The sequence below is a fragment of the Sporosarcina sp. SAFN-015 genome (assembly GCF_051966875.1).
In the GTDB taxonomy this organism is placed as follows: Bacteria; Bacillota; Bacilli; order Bacillales_A; family Planococcaceae; genus Sporosarcina.
The window spans coordinates 1-17550 of record NZ_JBQCKP010000018.1 but is presented as its reverse complement, the minus strand read 5'-3'; the positions used below and the strand labels follow the sequence as shown (position 1 = coordinate 17550).

Annotated in this window: 15 protein-coding genes; 9 read left to right on the top strand and 6 right to left on the bottom strand. The window is 43.0% G+C overall.

What is annotated here, in order from left to right; genetic code table 11:
- Positions 1 to 109 precede the first annotated feature (109 nt).
- A complete protein-coding gene (locus ACTHPA_RS18310; protein ID WP_440502383.1) occupies positions 110 to 904 on the bottom strand; it encodes a hypothetical protein in 795 nt (264 codons plus the stop codon).
- A 124-nt stretch (positions 905 to 1028) separates the two neighbouring features.
- On the opposite strand from ACTHPA_RS18310, the gene msrA reads away from it, so the two are divergent.
- A complete protein-coding gene (gene msrA / locus ACTHPA_RS18305) occupies positions 1029 to 1691 on the top strand; it encodes a peptide-methionine (S)-S-oxide reductase MsrA (RefSeq protein WP_440502381.1) in 663 nt (220 codons plus the stop codon).
- Between the two features lie 70 nt (positions 1692 to 1761).
- Here msrA and ACTHPA_RS18300 read toward each other — a convergent pair whose 3' ends face one another.
- Positions 1762 to 2631, bottom strand: a complete 870-nt coding sequence (locus ACTHPA_RS18300) for a YitT family protein (RefSeq protein WP_440502379.1) — start codon at positions 2629 to 2631, stop codon at positions 1762 to 1764.
- A 179-nt stretch (positions 2632 to 2810) separates the two neighbouring features.
- Between ACTHPA_RS18300 and ACTHPA_RS18295 the strand changes: the two genes are divergently transcribed.
- Positions 2811 to 3425 (top strand): PH domain-containing protein, encoded by a 615-nt coding sequence (locus ACTHPA_RS18295; RefSeq protein ID WP_440502377.1) that lies wholly within the window; start codon positions 2811 to 2813, stop codon positions 3423 to 3425.
- Positions 3426 to 3563: 138 nt separating this feature from the next.
- Here ACTHPA_RS18295 and ACTHPA_RS18290 read toward each other — a convergent pair whose 3' ends face one another.
- The 4 genes from ACTHPA_RS18290 to ACTHPA_RS18275 form a co-directional block, all read right to left on the bottom strand.
- The gene (locus ACTHPA_RS18290; RefSeq protein WP_440502375.1) at positions 3564 to 4238 is read right to left on the bottom strand and encodes a GGDEF domain-containing protein; all 675 of its coding nucleotides are present in this window, start codon (positions 4236 to 4238) and stop codon (positions 3564 to 3566) included.
- Positions 4239 to 4494: 256 nt separating this feature from the next.
- Positions 4495 to 5649, bottom strand: a complete 1155-nt coding sequence (locus ACTHPA_RS18285; protein ID WP_440502373.1) for a Ger(x)C family spore germination protein — start codon at positions 5647 to 5649, stop codon at positions 4495 to 4497.
- Positions 5642 to 7081, bottom strand: a complete 1440-nt coding sequence (locus tag ACTHPA_RS18280; protein WP_440502371.1) for a spore germination protein — start codon at positions 7079 to 7081, stop codon at positions 5642 to 5644. The genes ACTHPA_RS18285 and ACTHPA_RS18280 overlap by 8 nt, the downstream gene beginning before the upstream one ends.
- Before the next feature lie 26 nt (positions 7082 to 7107).
- Positions 7108 to 8196, bottom strand: a complete 1089-nt coding sequence (locus tag ACTHPA_RS18275) for an endospore germination permease (protein ID WP_440502369.1) — start codon at positions 8194 to 8196, stop codon at positions 7108 to 7110.
- A gap of 249 nt (positions 8197 to 8445) precedes the next feature.
- On the opposite strand from ACTHPA_RS18275, the gene ACTHPA_RS18270 reads away from it, so the two are divergent.
- The 7 genes from ACTHPA_RS18270 (at position 8446) to ACTHPA_RS18240 (ending at position 17471) form a co-directional block, all read left to right on the top strand.
- The gene (locus tag ACTHPA_RS18270; RefSeq protein WP_440502367.1) at positions 8446 to 9021 is read left to right on the top strand and encodes an NEAT domain-containing protein; all 576 of its coding nucleotides are present in this window, start codon (positions 8446 to 8448) and stop codon (positions 9019 to 9021) included.
- A gap of 17 nt (positions 9022 to 9038) precedes the next feature.
- The gene (locus tag ACTHPA_RS18265; protein WP_440502365.1) at positions 9039 to 10535 is read left to right on the top strand and encodes an NEAT domain-containing protein; all 1497 of its coding nucleotides are present in this window, start codon (positions 9039 to 9041) and stop codon (positions 10533 to 10535) included.
- Positions 10536 to 10605: 70 nt separating this feature from the next.
- The gene (locus ACTHPA_RS18260; protein ID WP_440502363.1) at positions 10606 to 11556 is read left to right on the top strand and encodes an NEAT domain-containing protein; all 951 of its coding nucleotides are present in this window, start codon (positions 10606 to 10608) and stop codon (positions 11554 to 11556) included.
- Between the two features lie 15 nt (positions 11557 to 11571).
- A complete protein-coding gene (isdE, locus tag ACTHPA_RS18255) occupies positions 11572 to 12453 on the top strand; it encodes a heme ABC transporter substrate-binding protein IsdE (protein WP_440502362.1) in 882 nt (293 codons plus the stop codon).
- 23 nt (positions 12454 to 12476) lie between these two features.
- On the top strand, positions 12477 to 13460 hold the full coding sequence (locus ACTHPA_RS18250) for a FecCD family ABC transporter permease (protein ID WP_440502384.1): 984 nt from the start codon (positions 12477 to 12479) through the stop codon (positions 13458 to 13460).
- On the top strand, positions 13450 to 14220 hold the full coding sequence (locus tag ACTHPA_RS18245; protein ID WP_440502360.1) for an ABC transporter ATP-binding protein: 771 nt from the start codon (positions 13450 to 13452) through the stop codon (positions 14218 to 14220). The genes ACTHPA_RS18250 and ACTHPA_RS18245 overlap by 11 nt, the downstream gene beginning before the upstream one ends.
- Positions 14221 to 14504: 284 nt before the next feature.
- Positions 14505 to 17471: an S-layer homology domain-containing protein gene (locus ACTHPA_RS18240; protein ID WP_440502355.1), complete on the top strand. Its 2967-nt coding sequence runs from the start codon at positions 14505 to 14507 to the stop codon at positions 17469 to 17471.
- The last annotated feature ends 79 nt before the right edge of the window (positions 17472 to 17550 follow it).

Genomic DNA, 17550 nt, shown 5'->3' with positions numbered 1-17550 from the left:
GAAATTCCTGCCCATTGCCACTTGCCTTAAAAAAGAGTGTAGACAAAGTCCAAAAACGACTTTGTCTACACTCTGAAAGGAAGTCACTCTATTGAAGTGACTTCCTTTTTTATTCATCCACATCACGATACCGTATCATTTGCTCGTAATGGGAGACTCGATGATTGGTCTGGAATGAATACTTGTTCCACACACTGGCTTCCTCGTTCGTTTCTTCTGTTTCCAATAAACGCAATTCATTCGGTTCTAATGTCATGATTTTGGAATCAATGACTTTCATTTCTTGATTGCTGCTATTCAGAGCCCGGATTTTCACTTGAACTTCTTGTGTTTTATTTATGTTACTCTTAATGAAAAATTGATTGCTATATGCCGAGTTCCGACAGCTTGTCGTTTGGCGCAAACATTCTCTTTCAGAAGTCACTAGCAAAACGGAAAATTCCTCCTCGGCAACGTCCTCTGTAGCCGCCATTGCTTGGTGGATCGACGTGGCATAAGCAATTTTTTTGCCGGTTGGTGCTGCGATGAACAATATGATGAATAGAAAAATGGCAATGCATAAGGTAAAAACATTCACCGTTTTTGGATCATGGACAGACTTCGGTAATTTTTTCCCCATTGTTTTCGTAATGAACAAATTGATAATGAGGATAATACCAGCGAGGAAACCAACTATCGAAATTCCGATGATCGTTTCGATATTCGTTTGGAAAATTGGAAAGCTGTATGCTTGTAATAAATAAATTTGAATTAGAACACTAGCTGACGTCAATACAATGAGTAAGATCACTATTAATTTCCAAGGAATTTTATCTTTTTTTCCTAATTTAAAATCGATTGCTGTCCAAAGAAGCAATATCCCTGGAATCGAAAAAATGAGGATTGTCATCATAACGAACAACATTATTGCCACCGCCCTTTCATTTCATATACGACACACACGAAGGAAGGTTTCACCTTTTCTCGTGAATAGTCATAAATGCACCGCGCACAGGCACCGACACAATTACACAGAAAGGTGATTGGATATGGATATTCAAACAATCGAAAATCCGCTACAGCGGTCTACGAATTTACAAACGGCGACGTTCGGGATGGGGTGTTTTTGGGGACCGGAAGCCCGATTCGGTAGTTTGCCAGGGGTGATCCGCACGCGAGTCGGCTATGCAGGCGGCACAACTCCATCTCCGACGTATCGGCAAATGGGCAATCATACAGAGACGATTGAAATTGATTTCGATCCCGCTATCATCCGTTATGAGGACGTTTTGCGCCATTTTTGGCGAAATCATTATCCAAACCGAGACCAGTATAAGGGGCGCCAATATTTGTCTTTGCTGCGATGCAGAGGCGATGAACAGCTAAAGATCGCGGAACATGTGAAGGAGGAAATGGAAGTAGAACTTGGTGAAAGAATCGAAACAGAAATTGCTCCGTTTACGGATTTCATACTAGCGGAAGAACGTCATCAGAAATATTATCTTAAGCGGTATCCGAAGGCGTTGGATCAACTGCAGATGCTATATCCGGAACCGAGCATGCTTATCAACTCCACGTTTGCTGCCCGACTGAATGGATTCGTCAAAGGGTTCCGCTCAAAGGATAGTTTGATGGAAGAGTTGGCAGGCTGGGAAATCGGATTGGAAGGACGTACGGTTTTGCTTGATTTATTCAGTAAAATGAAATGGTAGTATTCTAAAACAATATAATAGACCATCGCATTCAGAGCGAATGGATGGTCTCATGACATTGCGAAATCTGTTAGTGGATGTTCCGCTTGCCGAAATTCCCGCCGCGCACTTCAGCGACTTCGTAAACAGTGACAAATGCGGATGGATCGATTTCAAGAATAATTTCCTTCATCTTACTATCTTCCAGTCGGTTGATAATACACGTAATTTCCTTGAACTGCTCGTTGGAATACGCACCTTGAACCATGCTGTACGTCGAACTACGACCAAGACGGTCGCGGATAGTTTCCACCATATCTTCGGGCTCGCTCGTAATGATTTTATACATCTTGGAACCACTTAGACCTTCTTCGACAATGCTAATCACTTTCGTGGCAATGTAATAAGCAATTGCGGATAAGAAAGCTCCTTGAAGACCGAAAACAGTCGAGACGATAGCAAAAACGAAGACATTCAAAAATAGGATTAAGTCACTTGTACCAAATGGCATCCTCCGGGAAAGCAAGACGGCTAACATATCAATGCCATCCAGGGCACCACCGTTACGCAGCGCAATACCCATTCCGAGACCAAGGATGATACCACCGACAACTGTGACTAAAAGTGTATCCCCTTTAATGATAGTAGGCACGTGATGCATCAAGCTCGTGCTAATAGCAAGCGTTGCTATCCCAAGTACAGAGAAAAGGGCAAAGCTTTTACCGATTTGTTTGTAGCCTAAAAAAACAAATGGGATATTTAAAATTGCGATGAGAAGTCCTAAAGGAAAACCGAATAATTGTGATCCGACGATACTAAGACCTGTCACGCCTCCATCCGACACTTGGTTCGGAATGAGCACAGATTCTAATCCGTAAGCCGCGATCACTGCGCCGAGCATAACCGCAAAGCCGCGAGCGAATAATTTCCAGACAGGTGCTTTTTGTTGTGTTTTGGGCATATGAAGTTCCTCTTCTAAACAGTTTTTTTCTATTTTACACTTATCTTCTACCCGTTGTCAGTTCATACCCCTTGCTCCATGCACAGGCACCGACACAATTTAATGACAATGAACTTATTCAACTAAAGAAATGATATAATTCAAGTGAAAGAATTCTAGTATAGGGAGAGGTCGTTCATATGCTGAAAAAGTTGGCTTCGGATGCGTTAGGTTTGTCGGATATCGGTAAAATCATTGGTCCTGAGGATTATGATAAGACAGATGCGGATGATTATATCCGACATGAAGATGATGAGAAAATTTATTTTTTAATTAAGACAAAAGCGGATGAGTATTGTTTTACGAACATCGCGTTTATTCACGTTGATGGCGACAAGGCCGTCTCTTCGAAGCGTGTGTTGAAACGCTACCCTTATTCGCAATATCAAATCACTGATGTCCTACTGGAAACCGCGGGCAAAATCGATTTGGATGTGGAAATCAAGTTTACGCTAGGAAATCAATTATTCAGCATCGACGTCGATAAAAAGCAACTCGCGCAATTGAATGATCTATACAAAGCATTGGTGTATATTTCGGAAAAAGCTCATGAGAACAATATTCTATTCGAAATGGCGACGCAAAGCCTGAACAAAGCTGCGTCAGTGTTGGAGAATTCAAGGCCGTCCGATATCCAAATGGCTGATCAATACAAGCAACTGACCGAATTCGGCTTCTCTTGGTTAACTTCAGCCCGCGATAAATACCATATAAAAGATTTCGGCGATGTGTTTGAGAAGTATATAAATAATTAAAATCGGTGCCTATGCAGGTTGCAATTCTGATTAATAACTATAATTGTATAAACAAAAATAGGGAAGCCGATCAAATCAATCTTTGATTAGCTTCCCTATTTATTTGGCATGCACGGGTACCGACGAAATACGATTTGCTCAGAAATTAGTTGTATCACTTTTAGCAACGGCCGCTGATATATGACTTTTATTTTGATACATCGCCTCATCCGCTTTTTGTATTAACTCCTGAAAGCCTTGTCCTTCATCGGGATAAATTGAGAACCCGATAGAAGCTCCAACGGAAGGGAAGCTATCAGAGAGTGTATTATTCAAAGTTTGATGAAGTTGTCTAATAAATTCTGAGTTGAATCTTTCTGTGCACTTCGGTACAAGGATTATGAATTCATCTCCACCCCAGCGTGATACTATATCATCCTTTTTGACGGTTTTTATCAGAAGCGTTGCTATATATTTCAATAATTCATCACCTTTTTGATGTCCGTATGTATCATTGATTTGTTTAAAATTATTTAGATCCAACAAAATAATACCGAGTTTTTTATTTTCTCTTTTACATACATTCGCGATTTTTTGAAAGGAACTTTCAATTGTTCTACGATTGTATGTATCGGTTAACGGATCTTTTTCAGAGAAATATTTTACCCGGTCAAACTGCTTTCCGCACCACCAGGCAATTGCTAAAAAGAATGCAGTTAAAACAAAGAAGTTCGCTTCAAAAGGTAATCCTAAATATTGATGATAATAAAAGTAGCGTATTACGTTAAATAAACCAACTACCCCAATTGCAATAATCCTGCCATTGAATTTCAAGTGTTTCACTCATTTCTATATATTCGCCGCGTACTAATATACCATGAAAATACACATCGAAAACAAGTACCTATGAAACTTTCTTAAACCGGTGCTTGTGCAGGAAACAATTCATGTTATTAACTACAATTGTATATACGAAAATAGGGAAGCTAATCAAATCAATCTTTGATTAGCTTCCCTTTGTATTTTTATAATTTTAGTTGAATTGTCAATGCAGCTTGCACAGGCACCGACGCCAATGCCGCAATGTGATTCAGTCAATTGTTTGTTCGAACGATTTTCGTTTGGAGGAAAGTTTTCCGATAGTTATGGTGATGTTTCGGATTGAATCCTTAGTCAGTTCCACTTTCCCTTCCTCGTGAAGCCGTTTCCATTCTTTTATGTTTTTTCGATACAATTGCTCTGATAATCGAAAGATATCGGCGTCCTTTTGTAACGCTTCCTCGTAGGTTGTAACAATTTGCTTTTCCATTTCCTTTTTCACCAATTGTTCTATTTCGTTAGGTGTTGCTGAATCGGTTATGATATCGATAGTTCCTTCGCCGTATACGTCGATGTCGAACTTAGCTGTTCCGTTTACAATGACGGGTTCAATTTTCACTTTTATATTCTCAACGACAAGGGAGATGTGATTTCCGCTTTCCGTTTGAACGGTGATTTCCGATCTCACTGTATCATTCGACATCCATCTGATACCTCTTGCTTTATCTCCTTCAATGAATCCTTTGAAGATATCGGGTGTGACTATTCCTGCTCCGGCCAGATAGGGTGCTTTTATCGTCTCCTTGATTGAAACCCAATTGTCTTTAACCGTAATGAGTGGAATTTTAGCTTCATGATTTGGTTCGTTCATTTGGATCAGTAATTCGCGGATATTGGTTGGTTTAATAAATGATTCCTGCTCGAAGGAGTTTTCCGGATCCCCTAACTTTGACAATGTAATGGCTTTGTTGATGACGGGTCTCAATAATAAAATTTCCTCCACCGGATCTTTTGTTGCGTACACCCAAATTTGATAGCGTGTTTCCCTATAACGGATAAAAAGATCGATGACTGGACTTAGTTTCACTTCTTTTAAAGCCCCCTCGGAAAAGACCAGATAGGATAAATGCCCCCAAAAGACTTTTTGATCGACGGTAAGATACAACTGGGAAATTGCTTCATCTATTGTCTTTCCTGTAGCATGACCGACTTCAGCTTGTATCGTTTCATTGTTTGTTGGCTGCTCGGATTTAGCTGTATTGGCAAAATTTATAATTTGAGCATACAGCTCATATTGACCGTTTTTATAGTCGATGCCGATTCCATTAATATATAACATTCTTTCGGGTTCATTATTATCCCAACAGCCGAATAGGGCTATCGGCATTAGAAATAATACAATCAAGCCGACCAATCTTTTATTCATCTTTATCCACCTTCTTCATACGTGTCGGATCAGTCGGTTTCATCATTGGAGGTCGGGTTGTATAAAACTTCTGAGGTAGTCGTAAGAATGATTCCATAATTGTTTTAAAGTTTAAGTCAGTTGATATGTTCATGTAAGGAACTCCGAACGTCCGTATGCTGGATAAGTAGACAATCGTAATGAATACCGACATAAGAAGGCCGAATAAGCCTAACATCGAGGTGAGCAAGATGAAGCCGATACGCAATACACTCACCGCGTTCACGAGCGATTGGTTCACCAATGTAAACGTGGCAATTGTTGATATGGCGATAACAACAATCATCGCGGGACTTGTAATGCCGGCACGAATGGCAGCATCTCCGATGATCAAGCCGCCGACGACGCCAATCGTTCCTCCTAAAGCAGTCGGCAAACGCAAACCGGCTTCTCGAAATAGTTCGAACATGAGTAACATAAGCAACATTTCGATGGATGATGGGAGGGGAAGTCCCGTATTTGCTTGAACGACAGTTGCCAATAATTGCACCGGAAGTTGGTTCTGATGATAGGTCGTCAAAGCAAGCCAGAATGCTGGCAATGTCAAACCGATCGATAATCCGAAGATGCGCATTAAACGTTGTAAGGATCCATAGATGACGGGCGTTTCATTATCCTCACCCGTCTTGATAAGCAAAAACAGATTGACAGGCAGTACGACACCGTATGCAGCTCCGTCAACAAAAATCAGGAACCTTCCTCTTACAAGCGACTGAACAGCGTTATCTGGACGTCCCGTGTAATCCATCCGTGGAAATAGCTTGGAGCCTTTATTCACAAGTTCCATAAGGAGTGTAGGGCTGATAACAATGTCGATATCGACTTTCTGGAGCTGTCTTCTTAAGCCGTCCAGTATCTCTTTATTCGCGATATCTTCAAAATACAAAAGAGCGACAGTTGTTTTAGAGCGACTGCCTAATTCGAATTTTTCCACGCATAATGAATTTGTCGGCAATCTTTTCCGCATTAAGGCGATGTTGACGGAGACGTCTTCGATGAAATTGTCCCGAGGCCCTTTGACAGGCACTTCCAATCGTGTTTCTTCTGGATTGCGATTCGGTTTTTTGCCGATATTGCTTGTGAAAATAAGTCCGAAGTCTTCAAAAAATAGGAGGACATGTCCGGTATATACGAGAGGAACGATTTTTTCTAAGTCTTTTCCTGCTTTCAAGTCAGGAATATGCAATTTCGACTCAATCATTGCTTCGGTAGGTTCTTCTTCCAAAGCGCTTACGAAATGGTTAACATTCGGCACAATTACTTCTTGTAATAGTTGTTGGTCGATCATCGCTTCACATGTAACGAAGATGACTGAACGGCCATTGAACATGTACTGTTGAAAATGAATATCTGCCGACTTTTGAAATAACTGTCTTAAGGATGTGATGTCCATTGCGCTCACCATCTTCTAGTTAAGATTTATATTTCTTTTGCCGTTCCTTTTTTAATTAATGCCATGATTGTGAAGAAGAATGTCAGCAATAGCATGAAGAAGAATGTAACGATCAATAGGTAATCGCCTTTTATTTTAAGAAGAATATGGTCATTTAGTAAAAATAGCGACAAACTCATGAAGAAGAATGCAGGACCGAGTATTCTCCAAGTACGAATAGCATTGCCTTTCATGTGCAATAAATCCGTGACGATGTACAAGAGGAACGACACACGAATGAATGCGCCTGTCAACCATTGATAAATGGATAAGAAATCAAGATGCTGAATGAATCTACCTATGGAAACGAGCCCCCATTCCTCATAAGCAGGATACCTTTGCTTTGTTGCTTCTTGTGGCCCGAACTCTGTAATCGCACCGACAAGTGGGCCCAGTGTCAAACTGTGCAAGATAAAGATCATAATTGCATAATGATACCAGCGGAATCGACCTTGCACATTTTGTTGGATGAAAAGAAATAATAGAAGTTCAATGAAACCTGATGCAGGATACACTGAAGAAGTAATGACAGGTTTAAATCCATGCTCAAAGAAAGGTCGTAGTAATGAATAGTCTTTCACTTGTATATTCGTTATGGCGACAAAGAAGCCGAGGACGACGACCCAAAATAAGACAACGACATTGACCATGACAATCGTTTGTAAATTTGTCGTGGCAAGAAAGATACATAGAATCGAGTAAATCAATATCATGAGGACTAAAGGTGACTCAGGTAAGAATGTTGCTTTGATCCACTGTAAAGTCTCGGCCATTGTAAAAACAGCCATCAATAGGAAGAAAAGTGCGGTTCCATATCGGAAAATAGCGGTAGGGGCTTTGCCGATTTTTGTATGAAGCCAATCGGTAAGTGAAATCTGTTTTGAGCTGCGATGAATGTAGACGAGAAGGAAAAGCCAAGGAATCAATGCGACTGCGGCAATGAGAACAGAAATCCAGGCATCTCGCCCTGCATGCGATAATAGCGATGGAATAATGGTCACGTGGTTTTTCAGTCCGATGACCGTCATTGATAAAAGAATTACATGCAGCATACTAATCGAGCCAACCTTATTCATACAAAAAACTCCCACCTAATTGATATTGCGTAGTCTTGACACGAACGCAAGGGATTATAAGTAAAGAAGCGAATTGAACTGAACCATCCTCCTCATACCAATGCCAGTGCAAGAATCCGTCACATTTCATTCCTTTTTATGTGAACAATGTGTGAATATTGGTGAGGGGGCTTTCAAATGGGGGTCGCATGTCCTATGATGGGAATGTAATAATTGATAACAGTTCTCACTAGTGGGAGAGGAGTTTGCATGAGGAGACGGGTGGCGCCTTGGTTTGGTACTGTTTTACTGCTGTGGGCGTTATCGGCTGTGCCTGTGGTGGCGGAGTCGTTGTCCGACGGCGTATATGCAGTGGAGTATGAGCTGCTGCAGGGCGATTCGGATTCGGTGTCGATTGCCAATGATTATTTCGAGAAGCCGGCGTTATTGAAGGTGGATGGCGATGGCCAGGTTTTGCAGTTGACGTTGAATCATAGTAAGTGGGTTCAACAGTTGCAGGAAAAAAGCGGCGATAGTTTTATAGACGCGAAAGTCGTTGCGGAGGATGAAGAGGCGGATACGCGCGTTATTGAGCTGAATGTGGACGGCGAGTTGGATGAGCCATTCCCAGTGAAGATGCATGTAGTGATTGATGAGTTGGAGATTCCTTATGATCACTCATACACGGTGCGTGTTGCAGTTGATGCGGATTCCTCGAAGGAAACGGACCAGCAATGGGTTGAATCCGTAAGTGAAGGCAGTAAAATTTGGTTTTATATTGCGACTGCGATAGTTGTTGTAGTGGGGATTTTTGCTGCTATAAGATTACTACGGTCGAAAAAGTAGAAAAGGAGATTACAAGTATGAAGAAGAATTTAATGGTTTTATTCTCAGCGATGTTGCTGATCTTTACAGCTATGCCTGCACTTCCAGCAGCAGCTGAAGTGACTGCTGAACAGGAGGCGTCTTATGAGCTTCCTTTCAAAGTATTGCAAGAAGATAAGGACGAAGTTTCTGTAGCAGGTAAATATGTGAAAAGCCCGGCACAAGTGAAAGTGGAAGACGGAAAAGCGGTCGTCTACATGACACTATTGGAAAGCCAATATTGGCAGTCATTGAAGGTCCAAGACGGCGACAAATTTGTTGACGCTGAAGTTGTAAGCGAAAACGCTGAAGAAAAAACACGTGTAGTGAAGTTTGAATTAAAAGATGTTGAACAAATATTGAATGCAAAAGCGCATATTATCGTAACAGGAATTCCTGGTCTTGGTGAATATGATCAAACGCATGACATCCGTTTCCAGTTCGACGGAAGCGATGTTCCAGCTGAAGAAGAAGGAACTGATGTAGAAGAAACACCAGAAACTCCTGAAGCACCAGCAACAATTGAAGACGGCGATTACATAATCGATTTCAAAGTGTTACATGCAACAGAAGATAAAGAATCTGCAGGCATGGCGCGTTTCATCGAAGCACCAGCTGCATTATCTGTAAAAGATGGCAAGCAAGTTGTTTCATTCGCATTGACAAATAATGAGCAAATCACTGAGTTCCAAGTTGAGCAAGATGGCGAATTCATAGACGCGACAGTAGTAAGCGTGGATGAAGAAGCAAATCGCCGTGTTGTTTCATTTGAAGTTGCTGATATCGCAACAATCATGAACGCGAAAGTGACGGTTTTCGTAGCAGAAGCTAACCACACTGGAAATTACACAGTTCGCCTTGCGTTCGACCAAGACAGCATTGAACCAGTAGCAACTGAAACACCCGAAACACCAGAACAACCTGAAGAAGAAGTAACAGTTTCATTCAAAGATATTAGTGAGTCTTGGGCAAAACCTTATATCGTAGCACTTGCTGCAAAGCAAATAGTCAAAGGAAAATCATCTGATACATTTGCGCCAAATGACAAAATTACGAGAGCTCAATTCGCATTGATCATCTCTCGCGCATTGGACCTTGAAAAGCAAGAATTCCAAGGAACTTTCTCTGATGTAACGAAAGAAATGGAAGGCTTCGTATATGAAGTAGAAGCAGCCAACCGCGCTGGAATCATTCAAGGCGATGCTGGAAAATTCAACCCGAATGCAGCGATCACTCGTCAGCAAATGGCAACGATGATCGTCCGTGCAATCGAATATAAAAATGCTTCTGCGCTAGAAAACGTAGAAACAACTGTTACATTCGCAGATGCAGATCAAGTGAGCGACTATGCGAAAGACGCTGTTCAATTGGCAGTTGGTCTTGGCATTATTGACGGCGATGTTGTGAAAGGCGAGAAAGTGTTTGCGCCGAAAGCAAACGCAACTCGTGCTCATGCAGTAAAAATGGTTTACAACATGCTTGAAACAGTTCAATAATTTTCGCACGGATGCCGGCGTCACGCTTATTGTGACAGCCGGCGTTGTGTGTGGAGCGAAGGAGTTTAAAATGAAAAGACATTTGATTGTAGCAATGACACTTTTCTTGGTCACGGTGCTTTTCATTCCAATCATGCCGCAAAAAGCGGCTGCTGCAACGTTTGCGGATGGGGAATATACTGTCCCGTTCACTGTGTTGAAGGATAATAGCAACGAACAATCCACAACGGCTGACTACATGGTGAGCCCTGCGAAAGTGCAGTTGGCGAACGATAAGGCGACGGTGACTGTCACATTGAAAAACAGCTCGTGGTGGCAATATTTCAAAGTGCAAAACGGCGGTAGTTTTTCGGATGTGCAAGTGGTGAGCGAATCAGGTGATACACGAGTCGTGCGATTTACGGTTTCGGATTTGACGAAGTTGGTCAATGCCAAAATCCATATTATCGTGACAGGCATTCCTGGATTTGAATATGACAATAAATACGATATCCGCTTCAGCTTCAATACGTCTTCCATCCCGGCTCCTCCGGTGGAAAAGCCAGTAGCGACACCGCCTCCTGCTAAGGAAACGAAGCCGGAAACGCCGAAGAAGACCGAAGCGAAGCCGGTTCAAAAGCAGGAACAAAAGCCAGCTCAAAAACCTGCGGAGAACAAAACCGAGACAGCAAAAACGACTGAAAACGTAACGAAAACAGAAGAGAAATTGACTGTGACTGAATCTGGAAAAGATAAGGCGGAGCAATCCGAAGCAAAATCGGAAGACGCGACTGAAGTGAATTCGGAAAATGAAGATGCAGCAGATACAGAAGAGGATGCTTTGTCTGAAGAAGCTGATGGTGTGAATGAAGAAGAACTTGAAGAACAGGAAGAAGACGCAGTTGAAGGAGTTGCAGTTGAAGATGTAAAAGATAAAAAAGAAGAATCTTCGACAGGCTCATTCATTTTGATAGCTGCAATTACTGCGGTTATTGTTGCTGCGATCGTATTTGCTTTAGCAAGGAAACGTGCTCGAAAATAAGGGAGTTGTGCTGGAATGAAAAAAGCGATCGGCCTTTTCGGCTTGGTGATAAGTGTCATGCTTGCCGGCTGTTCTGCGAATGCCGGAGATCAGGCGAGTGAACAAAACGGCGAGCAGGACGGTGATCGAATCGTTGCAACGACTGTCGCACTGACAGAAATCATGGACGCCCTTGACATCGATTTGGTCGGCGTCCCGTCGAGTTATAAGGAATTGCCGGAACGCTATGCGAATGCGAAGGAAGTCGGCAATCCGATGAGCCCGGACATGGAAATGCTGTTGTCGTTGAAGCCGACGGAAATTTATTCGGTGACAACGTTGAAATATGACTTACAAGAAATGTTTGAGGAACGCGGGATCGATATGACGTATGCGAATCTCGATAGCATCGACGCGATGCACGAAGAAATCTTGAAAATCGGTGAGAAATACGATCGGATGGAGCAAGCAGAAGCGATTGTGTCAAAGTTCGAGGACAAGGCTGCTGAAATCGAAAAAGCGATTGAAGGGAAAGAGAAGCCTTCTGTGCTCATTCTCATGGGGATTCCGGGCAGCTATTTGGTGGGAACGGAGCATTCGTATATCGGGGATCTCGTCAAGCGGGCTGGCGGCGTGAATGTCATTACGGGTGAAGAAGTTGAATTTATTTCCTCTAATACGGAGTTTTTGCAACAGACGAATCCGGACGTCATATTGCGTGCGGCGCACGGCATGCCTGAAGAAGTGATCAAAATGTTTGATGAGGAGTTCCGCACGAATGATGTGTGGAAGCATTTTAATGCGGTGAAAAACGGGCGTGTTTATGATTTAGAGGAGACGCTGTTCGGCACGACAGGCAATTTGGCTGCGGCGGAAGCGTTGGATGAGTTAATGAACATGCTGCATGAAGAGAAATGAAGGCAGGTAAAATCATGTCGGTAATCAATCGGAAAAGCATCAGTTTCATAGTTGTTGCGCTTCTTTTAGTCATCGTTTTCGTCCAATCCGCATTGACGGGCAGTATATCGGTGACGCCTTTCGAATTGATTCACGGGCTATTGACGGGAACGAACGATGATGTCGCCATCATTAAAGACTTGCGGTTGCCGCGGATTTTGATCGCAATAGTTGCGGGAGCTGCTTTGTCGGTGGCGGGCGTTTTGCTGCAGGCAGTCATGCGTAATCCGTTGGCGGATCCTGGCATCATCGGAGTTTCCGCAGGAGCGAGCTTCATGTCTGTACTGGTGATCGCGATGTTCCCGGCGTTATTCTTTTTCGTGCCGCTGTTCGCGTTTATCGGCGGTGCGCTGGCGTTTTTCTTAGTGTATTCATTATCGTGGAAGTCGGGCTTGGACCCGCTGCGGATGATTCTGATCGGTATCGCGGTCAATGCATTGTTCACTGGATTGGGTCAGGCAATCGGACTCAGCGGGAACGGTATTACGCAGTCGATGAGCCAAGTGACGACTTCGACATTGACGATGAAAAAATGGAGCGAAGTGGAAGTGATCGCGCTTTATGGGACGATTGGACTTTTGCTGTCGTTTTTCGTATATAGATGGTGCAATTATTTATCGCTTGAGGACCGGACGGCGAAAAGCCTTGGCGTCAATGTGAATATGGCGAGATTTGTCGTTTCGATTATTGCGGTTTTATTAGCTTCGATTGCGACAACAGTGGCGGGTATGTTCGCTTTTGTCGGTTTATTAGTCCCGCATATCGGTAGAACGCTTGTCGGCAACGACCATAAAGTATTGATCCCGTTTTCCGCGTTGGCGGGGGCGCTGTTGATTTTATTGGCGGACACGTTAGGAAGGACATTGATTGCGCCGAATGAAATTCCGGCTTCCATTATCATGGCAGTGATCGGCGGGCCATTCCTCATATTCTTGCTGAGAAAGAGTGATCGCATTTATGGACATTAAGGAAGTCACATTTTCATACGACAAGAAGAGGGATACTTTGCAAAGGATCGACAGTTCAATCGACATCGGCAAAGTGACTACGATCATCGGGCCGAATGGTTGTGGGAAATCAACGTTGTTGGGTGTCCTGTCGAATCATCATCAGCCGCAAAATGGGGATGTGTTGTTAGACGGGAAATCGTTGCGTGAATTCAAACCGAAGGAGTTAGCGAAGCGGTTAGCGGTCGTCCACCAGCAAAACAACGCCCCTTCCGATATGACGGTCGAGAAGTTGACCGCGTATGGGCGGATTCCGTATAAAAGCTTTTTTGCATCAAGTACGGAAGAGGATGAAGAGGCGATTGAATGGGCGCTCGCCAGCACGAATTTGCTCGATAAGCGGCATATGCCGATAGATAGCCTATCCGGTGGACAAATGCAACGGGTTTGGATCGCTATGGCGCTTACCCAGCAGACTCCATATTTGTTTTTGGACGAACCGACGACATATTTGGATATTTTCTATCAGTATGAACTGCTGGAGCTTGTTCGTAGTTTAAATAAACAACACGGCATTTCCATCGTCATGGTGTTGCATGACATTAACCAAGCCATCAAATACAGCGACGTCATCATCGTCATGAAAGACGGCCAAATCGCTGCTAAAGGCAAACCGGAGGAAATCATCACAGCAGTCCTTATCCAGGACATATATGGCGTCAATGTCGTAGTCAAACACGACCCAGCCGCAGGAATGTACATTGTGCCAGTGGGAATTTAATGGTTTTAAACGATGCCAGTGCGGTAAACAACTATGATTATGCACTACATTATATAGACAAAAAAAGAAGTCAATCAAATTATTATTTGGTTGGCTTCTTTTATATTTATATACGCAACGATGAATCGTTATAAAAGAAACATGAACTGTCATCGACACAATTAAGTTCTGCATTGCATGAATTTTCCACTTAACTTATACTAGTAATAGCTAACTAGCTTGATAGATTGCGAGAGAAAGTACAGTATACATACTTTATTTAATACAAATTGGGGGCGTAGATTATGAAGAAGAATAGTAAAGCGAAGATGTTTACAGCGGCATTGGCGACTACTGTTGCGGCATCAGGAGTTGTTGCAGTTGCGCCTATGTCAGTAAAAGCGGAGACACCGTCGTTTTCGGATGTACGAGATATTCCAAGTCATCATTTTTATGATGCAGTTATGAAATATACGGCAGCTGGCATGATGAGCGGGTATTCGGACGGAACGTTCAAGCCGGGTCAGAATATTACGCGTCAAGATGCGGCAAAGCTTTTGGCAATGGTGCTCGATTTGGATACGAAAAATGTCAGTGATCCAGGTTTCACGGACATTAGCAAGACAAGCCCTTACTATGGCTATATTGCTGCGCTTGTCGAAGAGGGGATCATTTCAGGTTATGAGGACAACACATTCAAACCGCATGATAGTCTGACAAGGGCCCAAATGGCGAAGATTATCGTACTTGGCTTTAGTTTAGAGGAGATGGAGTCCGTTCAACTGCCGTTCAGCGATATAAACAGCAAGCAGTGGCATATTGACTTTGTCCGTTCACTTTATGCGCATGAAATTACGACTGGTACGACTCCAACAACTTTTTCGCCGAATGCATTCGTGACTCGTGGACAAATGGCTTCGTTCGTCTTCAGAAGCGAAGCGTTTGTTGTTCCGAAAGTGGATGAAGATCAAGTGGCGGTAGATGCAGCAGCTAATCAATTAAAAGCAGGGGCAGTCACTGTTTCACGTGGTCCTTTGGCGACCGATGAAACTAAACTCGCGGCTGTTCAAAAATATACTGAATCCTTAATTACGGAAAAAGGCGTTACTGCGAAAGCGGCCCAAGGAAAAACGGCAGGAAACTATATTGTTACATTGACAAAGGGTGATGCGACAGCAGAAAAAACGCTCGCCATGACATTCGACTATGCAGTAGATGACCGCTTTGTCACTGACGTGAAGACGATCAGCGCGAAGCAAGTTGAAGTGAAATTTGCAACACCTGTAACAAAATCTACAGTGCTTGATTCTTCTAATAACGTTCGAAATATCTCATTTACGATGGTATCCGGATCGACTGTGAACCCCGGACAGCTCACAGGTTCTTTGTCTGAAGACGGAAAAACGTTAACGGTTACAGCACAATGGACCTTTGACGGGGAATACGCGGTTAAAACGACAGATGCAATTCAAGCTACGGCTGGTGGGAAATTCGAGGAGTATACTGCCATTCTGAAAGCGAAAGATGATGTCGCACCGAAATTCGTTTCTGGTTCCGCGACGGCGAAAACTTCGACAAACTCATTCTCCATACTGTTTGACGAGCCTGTTAGTGCGTCAGGCGTCATTGCGTATGTGAATGATATCGTAGCGACGGTAGCAAACGACCCGTCTAATCCGAACCGTTTGAATGTAACTGCAAGCAAACAAGTCGCAGCTGGGACGACAGCGACCGTTAAATTGCTAAACGTGAAGGACTATAAAAATAATTTTGCATCTCCAAATCCAGTGGAAGCATCCATTACGATTACAGCGGATACAGTTGCACCGACTGTTAAAGACGTCAAAGTGATTGGCGAAAATCGGGTAGAAGTGACATATGATAAGGAAATGAATATCGCTTCGTTCAATGGGAAAGCGCGTCTCGTCCAGTCGAATGGCACGGTCATGAACTTGAAGGCGGAAGCTGGGAAGGACGGAAAGACGGTTGTCCTGACTGGGACGGGCACATCATATCGAGATTCGTACAACGCGGTCCTCTTCATTGATGCTGACGTGAAAGATACTGTTGGTAACAGCGCGGTTCTTTATTCAACGAACGTGACACTAACAAGGGACACAACAGCACCTTCATTTACAACGATTGAATATAAAAACGGCAAAATTGTGGCGAGTTTCACGGAAGATATTGATGCGGGTGGAAATAGTAAAATTATGCTGATCGATCAACGGACGGGTGTGCCTAGAGATTTCAGTCTTATTTATAGCGGCCGCTATCAAAATGCAGTCATTGCCAATAATACACTTACAATCATCGAGCCTTTGTCGAATGGCACATACCAATTGCGTTTGCCAGCAAATACAGTTCGGGATAAAGCGGGCATTCCGAATCCAAACGCAATCATGAATCAAACATTCATCGTAGAAAATGCAGCTTCGTATGACGGAACACGTCCAGTTGTGGGACAAGTTACAAACGGCTCGCCGAAAGATGCTTATAGCGGGGAGCAAGTGGCAGCTTATACAGTAAGCGACGCAGACAGCGGCGTAAACTTGGGAACTGTGCAAGATATTAATAACTATACGTGGGATGGAAAGGCTTTGCCAGCCGGTTCGTATGTGACGACTAAAATCACAGGTACGGCTGACCGAGCGACATCAGTTGATGTAACAATTCATGTTCCATCTTCAGGTATTTCAATGTCCCAAAATGCTCTGTTCACTGTCAATAATATTCGCGACAATGCGGGGAATACGATTGCCGTACCAGGAAGTGGAAATGTCTACTTTGTAAGCGGTGTTCAACCTGAACTTGTTTCAGCAACAATCGGATATAATGACGGATCGATTCAGCTGAGTTTTAATAGATCAATTTCGATTCCTTCATTGGATAAACACGATCTTGCTATCACGATAAATGGACAGGCTTTGCCCACTGGATCTATCATGTCGGTCATTCCAACAAACTACGAAGCTGATACATTTGCAGTAAACATCAGGGCTTCTGTTGCGAATGATGTAACTTATAATTATAGAACTAGTGATATAATCTATATAGATACAAATGGGAATGGTAAATATGAAGACGGAGATATTCTACTGGATGTCTTGGATTCCAGAACATACTCCCGAAATGAAAGCAGTGTAGTGCCCAACCTATATTCAAATTATGTATACGATGTAAGAGCCTCAATTGTCTACAACCGTAATTCACCTGTACAAGATACACAAGGAAATGATGCTCTCTTTAATAAGGAAGTTAGAGTATACTAAAACCGGTGCCCATTAGCGTTGCACGGATACCGTAAAAAGTTATTACTTTCATTTTTTACCAGTCGACTTGCTGTAAATA